Origin of the sequence: Henriciella mobilis (assembly GCF_003576285.1) — a bacterium.
Classification (GTDB): domain Bacteria; phylum Pseudomonadota; class Alphaproteobacteria; order Caulobacterales; family Hyphomonadaceae; genus Henriciella; species Henriciella mobilis.
The window spans coordinates 1-14,986 of sequence record NZ_QWFX01000011.1 but is presented as its reverse complement, the minus strand read 5'-3'; the positions used below and the strand labels follow the sequence as shown (position 1 = coordinate 14,986).

General features: G+C 64.7%; 12 protein-coding genes. 6 read left to right on the top strand and 6 right to left on the bottom strand.

Going from position 1 to position 14,986, the window contains the following annotated elements; translation table 11 throughout:
• The first annotated feature begins 57 nt into the window (after nucleotides 1-57).
• Complete coding sequence (locus D1223_RS09725) at nucleotides 58-978, top strand: hydrogen peroxide-inducible genes activator (protein ID WP_119376251.1); 921 nt, start codon at nucleotides 58-60, stop codon at nucleotides 976-978.
• Here D1223_RS09725 and D1223_RS09720 read toward each other — a convergent pair.
• On the bottom strand, nucleotides 975-2,351 hold the full coding sequence (locus tag D1223_RS09720) for a dicarboxylate/amino acid:cation symporter (RefSeq protein ID WP_119376250.1): 1,377 nt from the start codon (nucleotides 2,349-2,351) through the stop codon (nucleotides 975-977). The two genes, D1223_RS09725 and D1223_RS09720, sit on opposite strands and share 4 nt — an antisense overlap.
• A gap of 132 nt (nucleotides 2,352-2,483) precedes the next feature.
• Between D1223_RS09720 and D1223_RS09715 the strand changes: the two genes are divergently transcribed.
• Both D1223_RS09715 and D1223_RS18935 read left to right on the top strand, forming a co-directional pair.
• Entirely contained in the window at nucleotides 2,484-4,280 is a 1,797-nt protein-coding gene (locus D1223_RS09715; protein WP_119376249.1) for an ArnT family glycosyltransferase, read from the top strand.
• Between the two features lie 61 nt (nucleotides 4,281-4,341).
• Nucleotides 4,342-4,779, top strand: a complete 438-nt coding sequence (locus D1223_RS18935; protein ID WP_199288208.1) for a hypothetical protein — start codon at nucleotides 4,342-4,344, stop codon at nucleotides 4,777-4,779.
• 9 nt (nucleotides 4,780-4,788) lie between these two features.
• Here the strand turns inward: D1223_RS18935 and D1223_RS09705 are convergent, their stop codons facing one another.
• The 4 genes from D1223_RS09705 to D1223_RS09690 all read right to left on the bottom strand — a co-directional run bounded on the left by D1223_RS09705 (nucleotide 4,789) and on the right by D1223_RS09690 (nucleotide 9,986).
• On the bottom strand, nucleotides 4,789-5,784 hold the full coding sequence (locus tag D1223_RS09705) for an OmpH family outer membrane protein (protein WP_119376248.1): 996 nt from the start codon (nucleotides 5,782-5,784) through the stop codon (nucleotides 4,789-4,791).
• A 61-nt stretch (nucleotides 5,785-5,845) separates the two neighbouring features.
• Nucleotides 5,846-6,202 carry a hypothetical protein gene (locus D1223_RS09700; RefSeq protein ID WP_119376247.1) on the bottom strand — a complete coding sequence of 119 codons (357 nt, stop codon included), beginning with the start codon at nucleotides 6,200-6,202 and terminating at the stop codon, nucleotides 5,846-5,848.
• Between the two features lie 389 nt (nucleotides 6,203-6,591).
• Entirely contained in the window at nucleotides 6,592-9,018 is a 2,427-nt protein-coding gene (gene gyrB, locus D1223_RS09695; RefSeq protein WP_119376246.1) for a DNA topoisomerase (ATP-hydrolyzing) subunit B, read from the bottom strand.
• A 203-nt stretch (nucleotides 9,019-9,221) separates the two neighbouring features.
• On the bottom strand, nucleotides 9,222-9,986 hold the full coding sequence (locus D1223_RS09690) for an enoyl-CoA hydratase (protein ID WP_119376283.1): 765 nt from the start codon (nucleotides 9,984-9,986) through the stop codon (nucleotides 9,222-9,224).
• Between the two features lie 135 nt (nucleotides 9,987-10,121).
• On the opposite strand from D1223_RS09690, the gene hemN reads away from it, so the two are divergent.
• Entirely contained in the window at nucleotides 10,122-11,477 is a 1,356-nt protein-coding gene (hemN, locus tag D1223_RS09685; protein WP_119376282.1) for an oxygen-independent coproporphyrinogen III oxidase, read from the top strand.
• A gap of 12 nt (nucleotides 11,478-11,489) precedes the next feature.
• Here hemN and D1223_RS09680 read toward each other — a convergent pair whose 3' ends face one another.
• Entirely contained in the window at nucleotides 11,490-12,728 is a 1,239-nt protein-coding gene (locus tag D1223_RS09680; RefSeq protein ID WP_158588447.1) for a cytochrome P450, read from the bottom strand.
• Between the two features lie 138 nt (nucleotides 12,729-12,866).
• Between D1223_RS09680 and D1223_RS09675 the strand changes: the two genes are divergently transcribed.
• Nucleotides 12,867-13,277 carry a hypothetical protein gene (locus tag D1223_RS09675; RefSeq protein WP_119455218.1) on the top strand — a complete coding sequence of 137 codons (411 nt, stop codon included), beginning with the start codon at nucleotides 12,867-12,869 and terminating at the stop codon, nucleotides 13,275-13,277.
• Nucleotides 13,274-14,647, top strand: a complete 1,374-nt coding sequence (locus D1223_RS09670; RefSeq protein ID WP_119376243.1) for a hypothetical protein — start codon at nucleotides 13,274-13,276, stop codon at nucleotides 14,645-14,647. Before D1223_RS09675 ends, D1223_RS09670 begins: the two co-directional genes overlap by 4 nt.
• Nucleotides 14,648-14,986: the final 339 nt, after the last annotated feature.

Genomic DNA, 14,986 nt, shown 5'->3' with positions numbered 1-14,986 from the left:
ATGCTGCGGTGCAAGAAATCCAATTGATAAATAAAATTCCTGCAATAGATTAGGTCTATGCATTTACCGACCCTCCGACAGCTCCAGTTCCTGTGCGCCCTGGCCGATGAGAAGTCCTTCTCGCGGGCTGCCGATGTGTGCAATGTGACGCAGCCGACCCTGTCTTCCGCGATCAAGGAAGTCGAGGCGATCCTCGGCGTCCAGCTGGTCGAACGCGAAGCGCGCGGGGCCTCGCTGACCCGCGCCGGCGAGGCCGCTGTCGAGCGCGCCCGGGCGATCCTGTCCAGCGCCGCAGACCTTGTCGCGGCCGCCCACCAGGCCGGTGAGCCTCTGACCGGGCATTTCCATCTCGGCGCCATTCCGACGCTCGCCCCCTATCTCCTGCCGCGCACGCTCGCCTCGCTGCGGGCCAGTCATCCCGAGCTGAAGCTCTACCTGCGCGAAGACCAGACCGACCGGCTGCTGGAGGGCCTCCGAAACCGCACGCTGGACGCCGCCCTGATCGCGCTGCCCTGGCCGGCCAGCGGGATCGAGACCGAAGTCCTGGGCGATGACGAATTCCTGTTCGTCGGGCCGAAGGATCACAAGCTGTCGAAGGCAAACAGCCTCCAGCCGGACGACCTGAATGGCGAGGACGTGCTGCTGCTGGAAGACGGCCACTGCCTGCGCGACCATGCGGTGTCGGTCTGTTCCCTGTCGCCATCGAGTGCGAGTTCCGATGTCGGGGCGACCTCGCTGGCGACGCTTGTGCAGATGGTGGCCGGCGGGCTGGGCGTCTCGCTGCTGCCGCGTATTGCCGCCGATGCTGGCGTGACGGCGGGCACGGATGTCACTTTGCGCACCTTCGACAAGCCGGTGATCGGCCGCCAGATCGGGATTGCCTGGCGCGCCGGATCCCCGCGTGAAGCCGAGGCCCGCATGATCGGCGAGAGTGTGCGCGAGGCACTGTCGACACGAAAGGATGCAGCGACGCCTTAAGCGTCGTGCGTCACCGTGCGGTCGATTTCCGCCGTGACATTGTCCTCGGCCCGGAAGATGTCCTCATCCAGGTCGCCCTCCCATTTTGCCACCAGCGTCGAGACGGCGAGGTCGCCGGTGATGTTGGTCACCGTCCGCATCATGTCGAGCAGCCGGTCAAAGGCGAATAGCGGGGCGAGGATAACGAACATCTGCTCGGGCGTGGCACCGACAACCCCCAGCGTCGTCGTGGCAAGGAACAGGCTGACGGATGGAATACCGGCCGTCCCGATGGAGACCAGCGTCGCCATGACGGCGACGGTAAAATACATGCCGATCGACACGTCGATGCCAAGCGCCTGCGCGGCGAAAAGCGCGATGAGCCCCTGATAGAGCGCGGTCCCGTCCATGTTGATGGTCGAGCCGAGCGGCAGCACCGATGAGGCGACCGACTTGCCGACGCCGAGGTTCTTCTCCGCGACGCTGAGGGTGACGGGCAATGTCGCGCTGGAGGACGAGGTCGAGAAGGCAACGAGCTGCGCATCGGTAATGCCGCGATAGAAGGGGATCAGCGGCAGGCGGCCGACCACCTTGATCAGGAAGCCATGCGTCAGCAGCATGTGCAACGCGCAGGCGAGGTAGAGCGCGACCGTCATCAGTGCCAGCGAGGAGACGACGCTGAAGCCCTGGTCGGCCATCACCCATGCCATCAGGGCGGCGACCCCAAATGGCGCCGTTTCCATGACGATCAGCGTGAGTTTGAGGATCGCCTCGGAGCCGGCATCGAAGACTTTCGCCATCGGTTTGCCCGCCTCGCCGGCGAGCAGGATGCCGATGCCGAACATGATGGCGAAGAAGATGATCGGCAGCACGTCGCCATTCGTCATCGAGGCGACGATATTGGTCGGCACGATGGAGAGGATGGTGCGCATGATCGACTCGTAAACGCCGACCTGTTCGAGCGCGCCGCCACTTTCCAGGCGCGCCTGCGTCTCGGCGATCTGCTCCGGGGTCACCGATGACAGGTCGTAGCCGTTGCCCGGCTGGAAGATGGTGCCCATGATCAGGCCAAGGGTGACCGCGACCAGCGTCGTCATCATGTAGATGCCGATGGTCCGCCCGCCGAGACGGCCGAGCTTGCGCGGATCACCAAGGGCGAGCACGCCAGAGACCAGCGTCAGGAAGATCAGCGGCACGACCAGCATGCGGATCAGGTTGAGGAAGAGATCGCCGAGCGGTTTGAAAATCTCGGCGATCTCCCGCGACCGGGCAATGCCGTCATCATGGCCGAGCGACGATATCATCCCGTAGCGGACCGCCGTGCCGATCGCGAGGCCGATCGCAAGGCCAATCATTACGCGCTTCCAGAGATCAATCCTGAACCAGGCCTTCATCCCGAACCCCTTTCAAACCACCAGATTGGGGCGCAGCCTAGACGGCGCCGCGCTGAAATCAAATCGGCTTGTGCGGATTGACGGCGGTTTGCCGTTTCACACGCTGGCGGAACCGTTTACAAGCAGGCGCACATGGACTGGATCGACCGACTTTCGACGGGCTGGAAAGCCTGGGTGCTGCTCTTCGCGCTGACCATCACGGCGGCCGCGCCGGGGGTTTTCAACCTGCCGGCGCTGGACCGGGACGAGAGCCGTTTTGCGCAGGCCTCCAAGCAATATCTCGAGACCGGCGACTACATCACGATCCGCTACCAGGACGAATACCGCAACAAGAAGCCGGCCGGCATTCACTGGCTGCAGGCCGGTTCGACCGCAGCGTTCGGCGAGGGTGAACATCTGGACGTCTGGACCTATCGCGTGCCGAGCTGGATCGGCGCGGGGCTGGCAACGCTGATGGTGTTCTGGGTCGGCATCGCCGCGATCGGGCGACGGGGCGCATTTATCGGCGCCGCCCTTTTCGGCTCCAGCCTGCTGCTGACCTCCGAAGCGCATATCTCCAAGACAGACGGCGTTCTCGTCTTCCTGATCACCGCTGCCATGGGCTGCCTGCTCCGGCTCTACCTGCGCAAGGACAATGACAGGAAGCTCGCCATCGCCTTCTGGGTGATCCATGGCGCCGGCTTCCTGATCAAGGGGCCGGTGATCTCGCTGGTGGCCGGCATGGCGCTGCTGGTACTGTGGCTCTGGGACCGGCGTGACCATGACTGGATGAAGAGCCTGGCCTGGTGGCCGGGGCCGCTGATCAGCGTGCTCATGGTGCTGCCCTGGTTCATCATGATCCAGATCGCCACGCAGGGCACCTATGTCGAAGGGGCGGTCGGCAAGGATTTGCGCGACAAGCTGGTGACCGCGTCCGAAGGCCATGGCGGCCTGCCGGGCTATCACCTGATGCACCTGCCGGCCTGGTTCTTCCCCGGCATCATCCTGGTCCTGCCAGCCATCCTGCTCACCTGGCGCTACCTGCGCCACCGCACGCTGGAATCGCTCGGCGATGTCGACCGCGATGCGCTGAAATTCCTGGTCGCCTGGTCGCTGACGACCTGGATCTTCTTCGAGCTGCTGCTGACAAAGCTCAGCCATTACATCCTGCCCGCCTATCCGGCCTTTGCGCTGCTTTGCGGCTGGGCGGCGGTGAAGCTGATGGAGGGCAACCGCGCCCCGGTCGCGCGCTGGGTCTCGACGGCTTTCTTCGTGATTGGCGGGGCCGCGCTTATCGCCTTTACCTCGCCCTGGGCGATCGAGGCCCTGCAGGCCGACAAGGCGGGCGACTTCAAGACCGTGGGGGCCGACGCGGTCCTCGCGCAATGGTCCGGCTCGACCGATTATCCGCTCTTCCTCTGGTGGATGGGGCTCGGCGCGACCGGTCTTGCCGCCGTCGCCATGCTGGGCCGGCGCATCAGCTGGGCCGTGGCGGGCGGCGTTGCAGCGGCGATTCTGCTCGGCTGGCAGGCGCGGATCTATGTTCTGCCGACGCAGACCTGGGTGCAGGCGACCGAGACCGCGAAGCTCGCCCTGGCTGATGTCTGCGGCATCCCGCGCACCGATTGCGGCGAGACCAAAGGGCCCGACCGCGTCCTCGCGCTTGGCTTTGCAGAGCCGTCCTACGTCCTCACCCTCGGCACGCAGAACCTCCACCCGCCGGAAACCCCGCTCGAACTGCCGGAGGATGAGGCGGCCTATCCGGTGGTCTACCTCGTCAATCTGGAGAACCGGACTGCGCAGGAAGACTTCCCCAAGGTCGAAGCCTCCGCCGCGCGCCTTGGCCGGTGCGAGACGCGGTCTCAGCCTTTCTATAGTTTAAACTATTCCAATAATGACCCGTCAGCTTTTATTGCTGTACGCTACGAGGCCGATTGCCCGGCCGATTGACGGGAACCGTGCGCGCGGCACGGCGTTTCCAGCTGGGTGAGCCGATCTGGAGGAGGAAATCATGGATCAATCCCGACGCCGCCTTCTGGCCCTTGCCGGAACCACCGCCCTCGCCGCCCCGCTGGGCGGTTGCGGCACGCTGCTTTACCCTGAACGCCGCGGCCAGACGGGCGGACGGCTCGACACCGCCGTGGTCATCCTCGATGGGCTTGGCCTCCTGCTCTTCCTGGTGCCGGGCCTGATCGCCTTTGCGGTCGACTTCGGTTCCGGCGCGATCTACCTGCCGGGCGGCTCGCGCGCCGATGCGGGCGACGATCTCACCACCTACCGCTTTGCCGGCGACCTGACCGAGGAAAAGTTCGACCGCGCCTATGAGCGCCAGTATGGCGAGAAGCGCGACTGGCGCTTCGAGGATGCCCAGCGCATCGAGGTCTCCGACGTCGAAGAGATGCACCGCAAGCTCGCCGCGATCCGCAGCTCCGGCACGGTGCGGCTGTAGCGCCAGCGCCTATTCCGGCAGCGTCATCCGCGCCGTCACCATTTCGGTGATGTCGAGATCGGGATGCGCGACCAGCAGTGTGCCATCCAGCGCGTCATCGTCGATGAAGCGGACAATATCGGCCTTCACCTCATCGGGGTTGTTGGCGAGATAGATGTAGATGTCGGTCTTGAAGGAGGCGAGGCGTTCCTTGCCGAGCAGGACGAAGCGTTCGCCTGATTGCCGGTAGGCCTCGGTCATGTCCTCGCTATCGGCCTCTAGCTTCAGCTCGGCGAGTTCCTGTTCCTCGGGCGACATGATCAGCCGCCTCTGCTCGAGATTGGCAAGCCGCATGTCGAGGTCCCGGCGCTCGCCCGCGAGCCTGTTTTCATCCGCGCGCAGGCGCTCGCCCAGGTCGGCTTCGCGCGCGGCCTGGTTGCCGCTGAAATAATAGACATCCTTGGCGTGCACATAGCGGATGACCGGCGGGCGGTCCGGACCGTTGGGGACGTCCGCGCCCGGGCCGGACTTCATCATCTCCCCGATCGGCGCCGAGATGTCATAGGCCGGATTGAGGACAAGGAAGGACGGCCCGTCATCGTCGATGGGATCGACCAGGATCTCGCCGATCCCGTTCGCTTTCGCAAAATCACGCATGAAGGGGCGGGCATCGGCGCGAAAACCGGCCTTGGCCGTGCGGGCGAGCTGGTCGACCTCCTCATTGGCGCGGACATTCAGGTCGACGAGCCGGTCCTGCAGCTCGGCCAGTCTCTGCTGTTGCAGCAGCAGGGTTTCTTCCGGCCAGACCGCGCCGTCCTGCGCGATCCGGGCCTGCTGGGCGCCGATCTCGGCGGACTTCGCCTCGATCTCGCCGCGCCAGTGGTCGAGCCGCTCCTGATGGAAGTCGTCCAGCTGGTAGCCATAGACGGACATGGCCGCCTCGTCGTCAAAGGTCACGGTGACGGTCTGCGCGGCGGCCGGCAGCGCGATCGCGGCAAGCGCCGTAGCGATGGCAAGTCTCATCATGCGTCCTCCCACTGGAACAGGGGTGGAGCGTTACACGTGAGAGGCGAAATGGGAAGCGCCTTTACCCCCGCGGGTTGGCATAGCCCTTCACGCGCTCTTCGTCGCTGAGGCTCGCCCACCAGTCGGCATAGGAGGACTCAGACGGCGCCTTCATCGTCTCGTCGGGGGCGCAATCGTCCCACCAGACCGGGCCGCGCTCGCCGAGCGCCTCCTTGGCCGCGTTGACCGCGCGCCGGGCACGTTTCAGCTGCGCCTCATTGTGCTGGACTTCCTTCACCTTGCGCCGCGCCGCCATGAGCTTCGCCGTCAGCGCCTTGCGGCCCTCGGGCGTCAGGCGCGGATCGGAACAGCGCCACAGCTTGCCGGATGCCACGAAATAGCGGCCATCGGGGGTGTGGGGATAGTCTTTCAGGGCCATGGCGCGGGGATGTGGGCCGGATGGGCGGGGAGGTCAAGCGGGGCGGGGCAGGGCTGCGGCGCCCTGCACCCTTCTCCTCGGGGAGAAGGGCCGGGGATGAGGGGGAGCAATATTCGCCGCAAGCGGTACATGAGCGGGGCTCTGCTCCGATGGGACCGTCGCTGCTGTCCCATCAGGCCGAGAGGGCTGTCCCCCTCACCCCTGCCCCTCTCCCAAGGGAGAGGGGAATGCGTCGCGATTACCGTTAGTTGGCCTGCTCAACCGCCCGCCGCGGATACCTGCGCAAGCAGGTATCCAAGATGCTTTTTGGGAGAAAATCGAGACGATAGCGTCTGGCGCTACCGGACCGTCCTGGGTCCCCGCTTTCGCTGGGACCGGCGGAGAGGATGTTAGACATCCACCTCCGCCTCAAGCGCGTTGTCCTGGATGAATTCGCGCCTTGGCTCGACGATGTCGCCCATCAGGCGGGTGAACATCTCGTCGGCGTCGTCGGCATGGGCGACCTTGACCTGCAGCAGCGTGCGGGCATTGGCGTCGAGCGTCGTTTCCCAGAGCTGGTCGGCATTCATCTCGCCGAGGCCCTTGTAGCGCTGGATCTTCAGGCCCTTGCGGCCGGAGGCGAGCACCGCCTCGAACAGGCCGACCGGCCCGTAAACGTTGACCTCGCCGGCCTTCTCATTGCGCAGGATGGACGGCTCGACATAGATCGGGCGGATCTCGTTGGCGAGATTGTTGAGCCGGATCGCATCCTGGCTCGCCAGCAAGGTCCGGTCGAGCACGGCCTTCTCCTCGACCGAGCGGACTTCACGGCGCAGCACCAGGCTGCCCTCGTCGTTGAACTCGCCTTCCCAGCAATCCTCGCCCTCTTCGGCAAACAGGTTCAGCCGGTCGGCGGTTTTCTGCGCTTCGGTGTTGGAGGCGCCCGCAGCCAGCGCCCCGGCAATCGCGGCCTGCTCGACCATCGGGCCGGGCGCGCGCAGCTGGAGACGCCATAGCGCCTGCTTGAACTGCGCTGCCTTGCGGACATTCTCGCGCAGGTCCTCACCGGCAATCTGCGTGCCGTCGGCCAGGATCAGCGTCTCGCCCGTCGTGCCCTCATTGATGAGATAATTGTCCATCTCCAAATCGTCCTTGAGATAGCGCTCCGAGCGCCCGCGCGTCACCTTGTAGAGCGGCGGCTGGGCGATGTAGAGATAGCCGTTCTCGATAACCTCCGGCATCTGACGATAGAAGAAGGTCAGCAGCAGCGTGCGGATGTGGGCGCCGTCGACATCGGCGTCCGTCATGATGATGATCTTGTGGTAGCGCAGCTTGTTGATGTCGAACTCGTCGCGCCCGATCCCGGCGCCGAGCGCCATGATCAGTGTACCGACCTGGTCGGATGAGAGCATCTTGTCGAAGCGCGCGCGCTCGACATTGAGGATCTTGCCGCGCAGGGGCAGGATGGCCTGGTTGGAGCGGTCGCGCCCCTGCTTGGCCGAGCCGCCAGCCGAGTCACCCTCGACGATGAAGAGCTCTGATTTTGATGGGTCTTTTTCCTGGCAATCGGCCAGCTTGCCGGGCAGGGAGGTGATATCGAGCGCAGTCTTTCGGCGGGTCAGCTCACGCGCCTTGCGGGCCGCTTCGCGCGCGGCGGCGGCCTCGACAATCTTCTGCATGATGTTCTGGGCTTCGCGCGGATTTTCCTCGAACCACTCCGACAGCTTCTCGCCCATCAGGCTCTCGACGACCGGGCGCACCTCGGAGGAGACCAGCTTGTCCTTCGTCTGTGAACTGAATTTCGGATCAGGGACTTTTACCGACAGGACGCAGGTCAGGCCCTCGCGGGCGTCGTCGCCGGAAATCTCGACCTTTTCCTTCTTCGCGATACCGGTTTCGGTCGCATATTTGTTGATGATCCGGGTCAGCGCGCCGCGGAAACCGGCAAGGTGCGTGCCGCCATCGCGCTGCGGGATGTTGTTGGTGAAGCAGAGCACCTGCTCGTGATAGCTGTCGGTCCAGGCGAGCGCCGCCTCGACAGTGATCCCGTCCTTCTCGCCGACGGCATAGATCGTGTCGGGGATCAGCGTCTGGCGCTGGCGGTTGAGATGCTCGACAAAGGCCTTCACGCCGCCCTCATATTCGAGCACGGATTCGTAAGGCTCAGGGCCCCGTTCGTCGCGGAAGACGATGCGCACGCCGGAGTTCAGGAAGGCCAGTTCGCGCAGCCGGTGTTCCAGCGTCTTGCGGTCATATTCGGTCATGGTGAAGGTCGACGGGCTCGCCATGAAGCGCACCGCCGTGCCCGTCAGCACCTTGCCATTGGCGCGCAGCGGACTCTCGCCAACCTCTTTCAGCGGCGCCTCGACCTGGCCGCCTTCGATGAAGCGGACATAGTGCTCCTTGCCGCCGCGGTGGATGCGCAGCTCCAGCCAGTCCGACAGGGCGTTGACGACCGAGACGCCGACGCCGTGCAGGCCGCCCGAGACCTTGTAGGAGTTCTGGTCGAACTTACCGCCGGCATGCAGCTGGGTCATGATGACCTCGGCCGCCGAAACGCCTTCGGTCTTGTGCATTTCGACCGGGATGCCCCGGCCATTGTCGGTAATCTCGGCGGAGCCGTCGGGATACAGCGTGACGGTCACTTCGTCGGCATGGCCGGCCAGCGCCTCGTCGATCGCATTGTCGACGACCTCATAGATCATGTGGTGCAGGCCGGACCCGTCATCGGTGTCGCCAATATACATGCCGGGACGCTTGCGGACGGCTTCGAGGCCCTTCAGGACCTTGATGGAATCGGCGCCATATTCGGGCATGTTTTCAGCTGTTTCAGCCATGGGGTTCTGCCTGCCTTTTGTGATTCGTCACAATTCTTTGAAATTGTAGAGGATTCGGGGCCAAAAGGGAAATCCTGGGCACCCCTGAAAACCCCTTAAAAACAGGGCCTTACAGGGGCGTGTGCAACTGTTTGCAGGGGCCGGTCCGCAAAGTCCCGAAAATCGGCGGAATCCGGGCGTTCCGGGCCGTCGCCAGCGGGGCCTCAATCCTCGAAAACGGGGGCTCTTTTCTGGGCGAAAGCGGCGGCGGCTTCGGCAAATTCGGGCGACTGGAGCTGGGCTGCGAAGATCTCGCCCTCGGCGCGCATCTGGTCGGCAATTTCGGCGGTCCGGGAGTTGATCAGTGCCTTCGACTTGAGGATGGCCGTCGGTGCGGAGGCGGCGATTTTCTGCGCCGTTGCCATGGCGGCACCAAGCAGTTCCTCATCGCGCAGGACACGCGAGACGAGGCCGCAGGCCAGGGCTTCGTCTGCCGTCAGGATGCGGCCTGCCAGCAGCACTTCATTGGCCATGGAGCGGCCGACAATGCGCGGCAGCAGCAGCGACGAACCGGCTTCCGGTACCAGGCCAAGCTGGGTGAAGGGGGCGCGGAAATTCGCCGACTGGGCCGCGAAGGAAATGTCACAATGCAGCAGCATGGTCAGGCCGACGCCGATGGCCGGTCCGTTCACGGCCGCGATGATCGGCTTGTAGGCATCGCGGATCGCATTCAGGAAGCGCGTCACCGGCGGCGTCCCGCTTTCGCGCTCTTCCATGGACGCAAAGTCGGAGAGGTCGTTGCCGGCCGTGAACATGTCGCCTTCGCCAGTGATGACGATGGCGCGGACGGCTTTGTTCGTGTTCGCATCGACAATCGCGTCCGCCATCTTGCCATACATCGCCTGGGTCAGCGCATTCTTGCGCTCGGGCCGGGCGATGGTGATGGTCAGGATGCGGTCGGAAAGGTCGAGCTTGATATGATCGGTCATGGCGGTGTCCTCGGTCAGGTCTTGGCGCTTATTGAGCAGGATGCGCCGCGCCGGGCAAGCCATGCCCCTGCGGCGGCGGGGCATTAGGGAATATCACGGATAGCGCGTGCGCGCCGGGCGGTGTTGATGGCGCTTATGAGACAAGACTGGATCCCATTCGCCTGCGCCGCCGTGCCGCGCTATACGAGCTACCCGACCGCGGTGCAGTTCCACACCGGCATTGCCGAACCTGCTGCGAGCGACTGGGCAGCCAGTGTCGATCATGACGATCCGATTTCGATCTATGTCCACGTGCCTTTTTGTGAGCGGCTGTGCTGGTATTGCGGCTGCCACACCAGCGTGCCGAACGGCTATGGCCGGATCGAGCGTTATCTCGATTACCTGCACAAGGAGATCGAGCTGTGGGCCAGCCGCCTCGGGCCGCATGGCGGGGTCAGGCACCTGCACTTCGGCGGCGGCTCGCCCAACGCCCTGTCGGCGGAGGACTTCGTCGAGGTTTCTGAACATATCTGCGAAGCTTTCGGTCTCCTGCCGGAGGCCGAGTTTGCCGTCGAGCTGGACCCGCGCTCACTGACGCCCGAGCGCATCGCGGCCATGGCCGTGAGCGGTGTGACACGGGCCAGTCTCGGCGTGCAGACCCTGGCGCCAAACGTGCAGCAGGCGATCAACCGGGTGCAGTCGCGCGAGATGATTGCATTCGCGGTCGAGGACCTGCGCGAGGCCGGCATCCCCGCGATCAATATGGACCTGATGTATGGCCTGCCGCACCAGAGCGTCGACGATGTCATCGATGCGGCCTGCTTTGCGGCGGCCACCGGCGCCGACCGGGTCGCGGTGTTCGGCTATGCGCATGTGCCGTGGTTCGCCAAGCACCAGCGCGCCATCGATTCCGCCGCGCTGCCGGGCGTGAATGAGCGGTTCGACCAGGCCGACGCCGTCACCGAAACCCTGACATCGGCCGGCTATGCTGCCATTGGCCTCGACCATTTCGCGCGGCCCGGCGACGAGATGGCACGCGCGGCCTCCGAGGGCCGCCTCAGGCGCAACTTCCAGGGCTATACGACCGATCCGTGCGAGACGCTGATCGGCCTCGGCCAGTCGTCGATCTCGGCTTTCCGGCAGGGTTTCGTGCAGAACACGAAGGACCGCCGGGCTTGGGAAGACGCTGTACGCGAAGGCCGGCTGGCCAGCGAAAAGGGCCTCAAGCTTGGCGCCCAGGACCGCCTGCGCGGCCGCGCCATCGAGGCGCTGATGTGCAACCTCTCCGTCGACACGGCGGCTGTCTGCCGGGAATTCGGCCTTGCCGAGGACAGCCTCGATTGCGCGCTGGAACGCGCCCAGCCGCTTGAAGTGGCGGGCCTTTGCGCGATTGACGGGCGCCGTCTCACCGTGCCGGAAGAGGCGCGCACCCTGCTGCGCACCGTGGCGCGCTGCTTCGACGAATATGTGCCCCGCGCCAATGCCGAGCCGCGCCACGCCAAGGCGGTCTGACCCGGCTTGCGCCTAGGCGCCGGTCTCGACCTCGAGCGTTTCCAGGCCCCGGAAGAAGGGCAGGGTGCGCCAGACAAGCGGCGCATCGGCAAGCTTCATGTCCGGATAGCGCTCGAACAGTTTCACATAGACATGCCGCGCCTCGATCCGGGCCAGCGGCGCACCGATGCAGATGTGCGGCCCACCGCCAAAGGCGACGTGCGAGGGCCGTTTGACGGTAATGTCGAACCGGTCCGGCTGGTCGAAGGTCGCGGCATCGCGATTGGCCGAGGCGAGTGAGCAGAACACCGTCTGGCGCGCCTTGACCGGGCAGCCGCCAATCTCCCGCTCATCCGGCGAAATCCGCGAGGTTGCAGAGACGGGTGCCTCATAGCGCAGCACTTCCTCGACGGCCTGGCCGGCTAGGCCCGGATCGGCCTTCAGGGCTTCAAGCTGGTCGGGATGGGTCAGGAACAGCCAGACGCCATTGCCGATCAGGTCCGTCGTCGTGAGGTTGCCGCCAACCAGCAGGGCTTCCAGGTTCCGCCGGAGCTCCTCATCGCTGATATCGGCCTCGCCGGTCGCCTGCAGGGCGACCATGTCGCTGACGAGATCGTCCTGCGGCTCGGCCCGCCGCGCTGCGATAAGATCGTCAAAATAGGCGTTGATGGCGTCTGCCGAACGGACGAGATGGGCGGTCTCTTCCTCGGTCCGCACCGGGTTGAGCGACAGGATCACCCCTTCCGACCAGTCGCGGAACTCCGCCAGCCGGTTTTCATCGACGCCAAGGATGCGGGCGATGACCAAGACGGGGATCGGCACGGCGATGTCGTTCATCAGGTCGAAGCGGCCGCTTTCCGGCGCCGCCTCGATGATCTCGTCAATGATCGCCTCGATCTCGGGCTTCATCTTCTGGATGCGTGCATAGAAGGCTTTCGCCAGCGGCAGGCGGATGCGGGCATGATCGGGATCGTCGAGGAAGAGGATGGAGGGCTGCTCCATCTCGCCGCTCTCCTCATCGACCAGCCGGCGCGAGAGCGAACCCTCCTCAGCCTTGCTGGGAAGGCGCACATAGCTGCGGTCATTCACTGTGGCGCGGATGTCCTCATAGCGGGTCAGGAACCACGTCTTCGCCATTTCGTCGCGCATCACGGGGCAATGTTCGCGCAACTGCTTCAGCGGCGTGTGCGGGTCGCTCCGCGCATCCGGATCGAAGGCCGATACCTGGAAAATGCTTTGGGGTATGTCTTTTGGGTTCGTACCGTCGGCCATGTTTTTCCTCCCTTTATTCTGTTTTGAGGCATCATAGCGCCAAATCGCCCGCATGGCTTGGTTTGCGCGGCGTCACCGGTACCGGGAATTGAATTGACTTCCTGCCGGGAACGTCAGACTCCTTGATGCATGGAGAGCATGAACAGGCTCATTGGCCGCTACAGGGGACAGATCAAGGAGCGCGCACGCCTGTCGCGTTACATCCTTGTGCTTGCCATCATGGCGACCCTGACCTGTTTCGTCGTCTTCGTCTCGACCCTGTCGGGCAAGTACCCGCTGCCGATGGGGGCGGACCTGTTGTCCGATAATCCCGAGCGCCTGCTGGGCGCCACGAATTTCTTCATGATGACGGCTGTCGGCGCGGCGCTGAACATGTGGCGTTTCCGTCAGATGCGCATCAAGCTGATGATCGCCGAAGCCTTCATCCGCGAAAATGACAATGACACGGCCATGAAGCTGCTGCTGGAGCCTGTCTTCGGCGACCAGGTCTGGCAGGATAACCAGAACAAGGCGCCGAAAGGCCGCATCCGCGTGAGGATCCCGCGATGAGTGAAACAACCGACGAGCAGCGCATCACTTCAGCCGACCTGCTGGCCGAGCTGCGAGAGGAGCAGCAGAGCTTCCGGTTCCTGATGACCGCCCTGGCGGCGATCATCGGCATGGCTGCCGTCATCGTGGCTGGCAGCGTGATCTATTTCTACATGGAGCTGTCCGGGCTGAAGTCGCAATATGCCGAGCAGACCCGGCTCAACGAGATGAATCTGCGCATCGTCGCCGGCGAGGCCGGGCGCCAGCGCGAGTCCACGCAAGCCGCCATTGTCGCCATCCGCGAAGAGAATGAAGCCGCCCGCCGGCAGGCCGAACTCGCCCGGGAAATCCAGCGGGCCGATTCGGTCAAGCAGGCCGCCGGCTACAAGGAAAACGCGATCGAGCTCGCGCAGAAGCACTTTCTCGGCATCCCGCTCAATGAGGTGACCTCGCAGGTGATTGCGGTTGTGCTCCGCGCCGACGGGACCGATGGCGAGCTATTGTCGTCGGCCGACCGGCTGATGTTGCATGCGGCGCTTGAGGATTGGGGCGACCAGAACAGCGAGGCGGTGCGCACCGCGCTCAACACGCTTTACCAGGACGGTGAAAGCCTGGCTGACCAGGCACGCGGCGCGGCTGGTCTTGCGGCGCTGGAATATCGCTCTGCCAGCGACAGTTCGCTGGGCTGGAACCGGGGCTGCTCGACGGTTGTCGACTATGTGAACCAGGCCTCTGCGCGCGGCCTCGAAGCGCCAATGCTGTTGCTCTGGAAAGGCCAGTGCCTGCGCAAGCGCGGCGATGCGCTGACGGCCTACCAGGCCTTCAGCAAGGCGGCGACCATGCTGGAAGGCGGCGATTTCGAGGAGACGCTGTTGCACGCCCAGCTCGCCCATCACGGCGTCGGCACGACGCTGGTTGCCCTTGTCGCCAGCGAGGAACTCCCGCCCGGCGAGGACTCCGAGACGGCGCTGCAGGAAGCCCTGTCGGAGCTGCACGAAGCCGCCCGCATCCGCGGCGAGCGCGGCGCAACCTCGGTCGGTGTAGCCTACACGGAAGAGAATATCGGCTTCATCCATATCCTCGACCGGGACTGGCAAGCCGCGCTTGAGCACACCAAGCGCATCGACGACATCCTCCCGCTCGCCTGGAACCTGACCGTGCGCCACATCGCAGCAATGGAGAATGAAAAGGCGCTGAAGAGCGCCGGGGCTTCGCGCGACGAGATCCGCAAAATGCAGACGATCCAGAACGATACCCGCCTCGTGCTCGGCCTGATGGAATGCAACCAGATCGACCGGCCTGAGCTGAAGCGCCTCTTGCCGCCGCGCTACAGCAGCACGGTCGACGACCTCTCGCGCCACTGCGATGCCGACGCCGGCGGGTCGCTCTAGAGCGGTCTATTCCCCTCTCCCCGGGGGAGAGAGACAAGGGGTGAGGGGATGCAGCATTCCGGCGGGCGCGAGCGTTGCCAAGCCAGTCCCCCTCATCCCCGTGCTCCGGCGCATCGACATGCGATGCTTCTCCCTGCGCACTCTCCCGAGGGAGAAGGGAGAGGCGCTAATTCATCCCACCCCCACAAAACCCGTGGTCCAATTCGGGCCATGCTGACCCGCGCCTGGATTCTTGAAACGCTGGCCCTCCTGCCGCTCTACTATTGGCCGGTCTTCTTTCTCGAGGTCTGGCGGTTCGAGCGGTATTACCGCGCTTACCGGGCTGCGAACCCGGTCGGC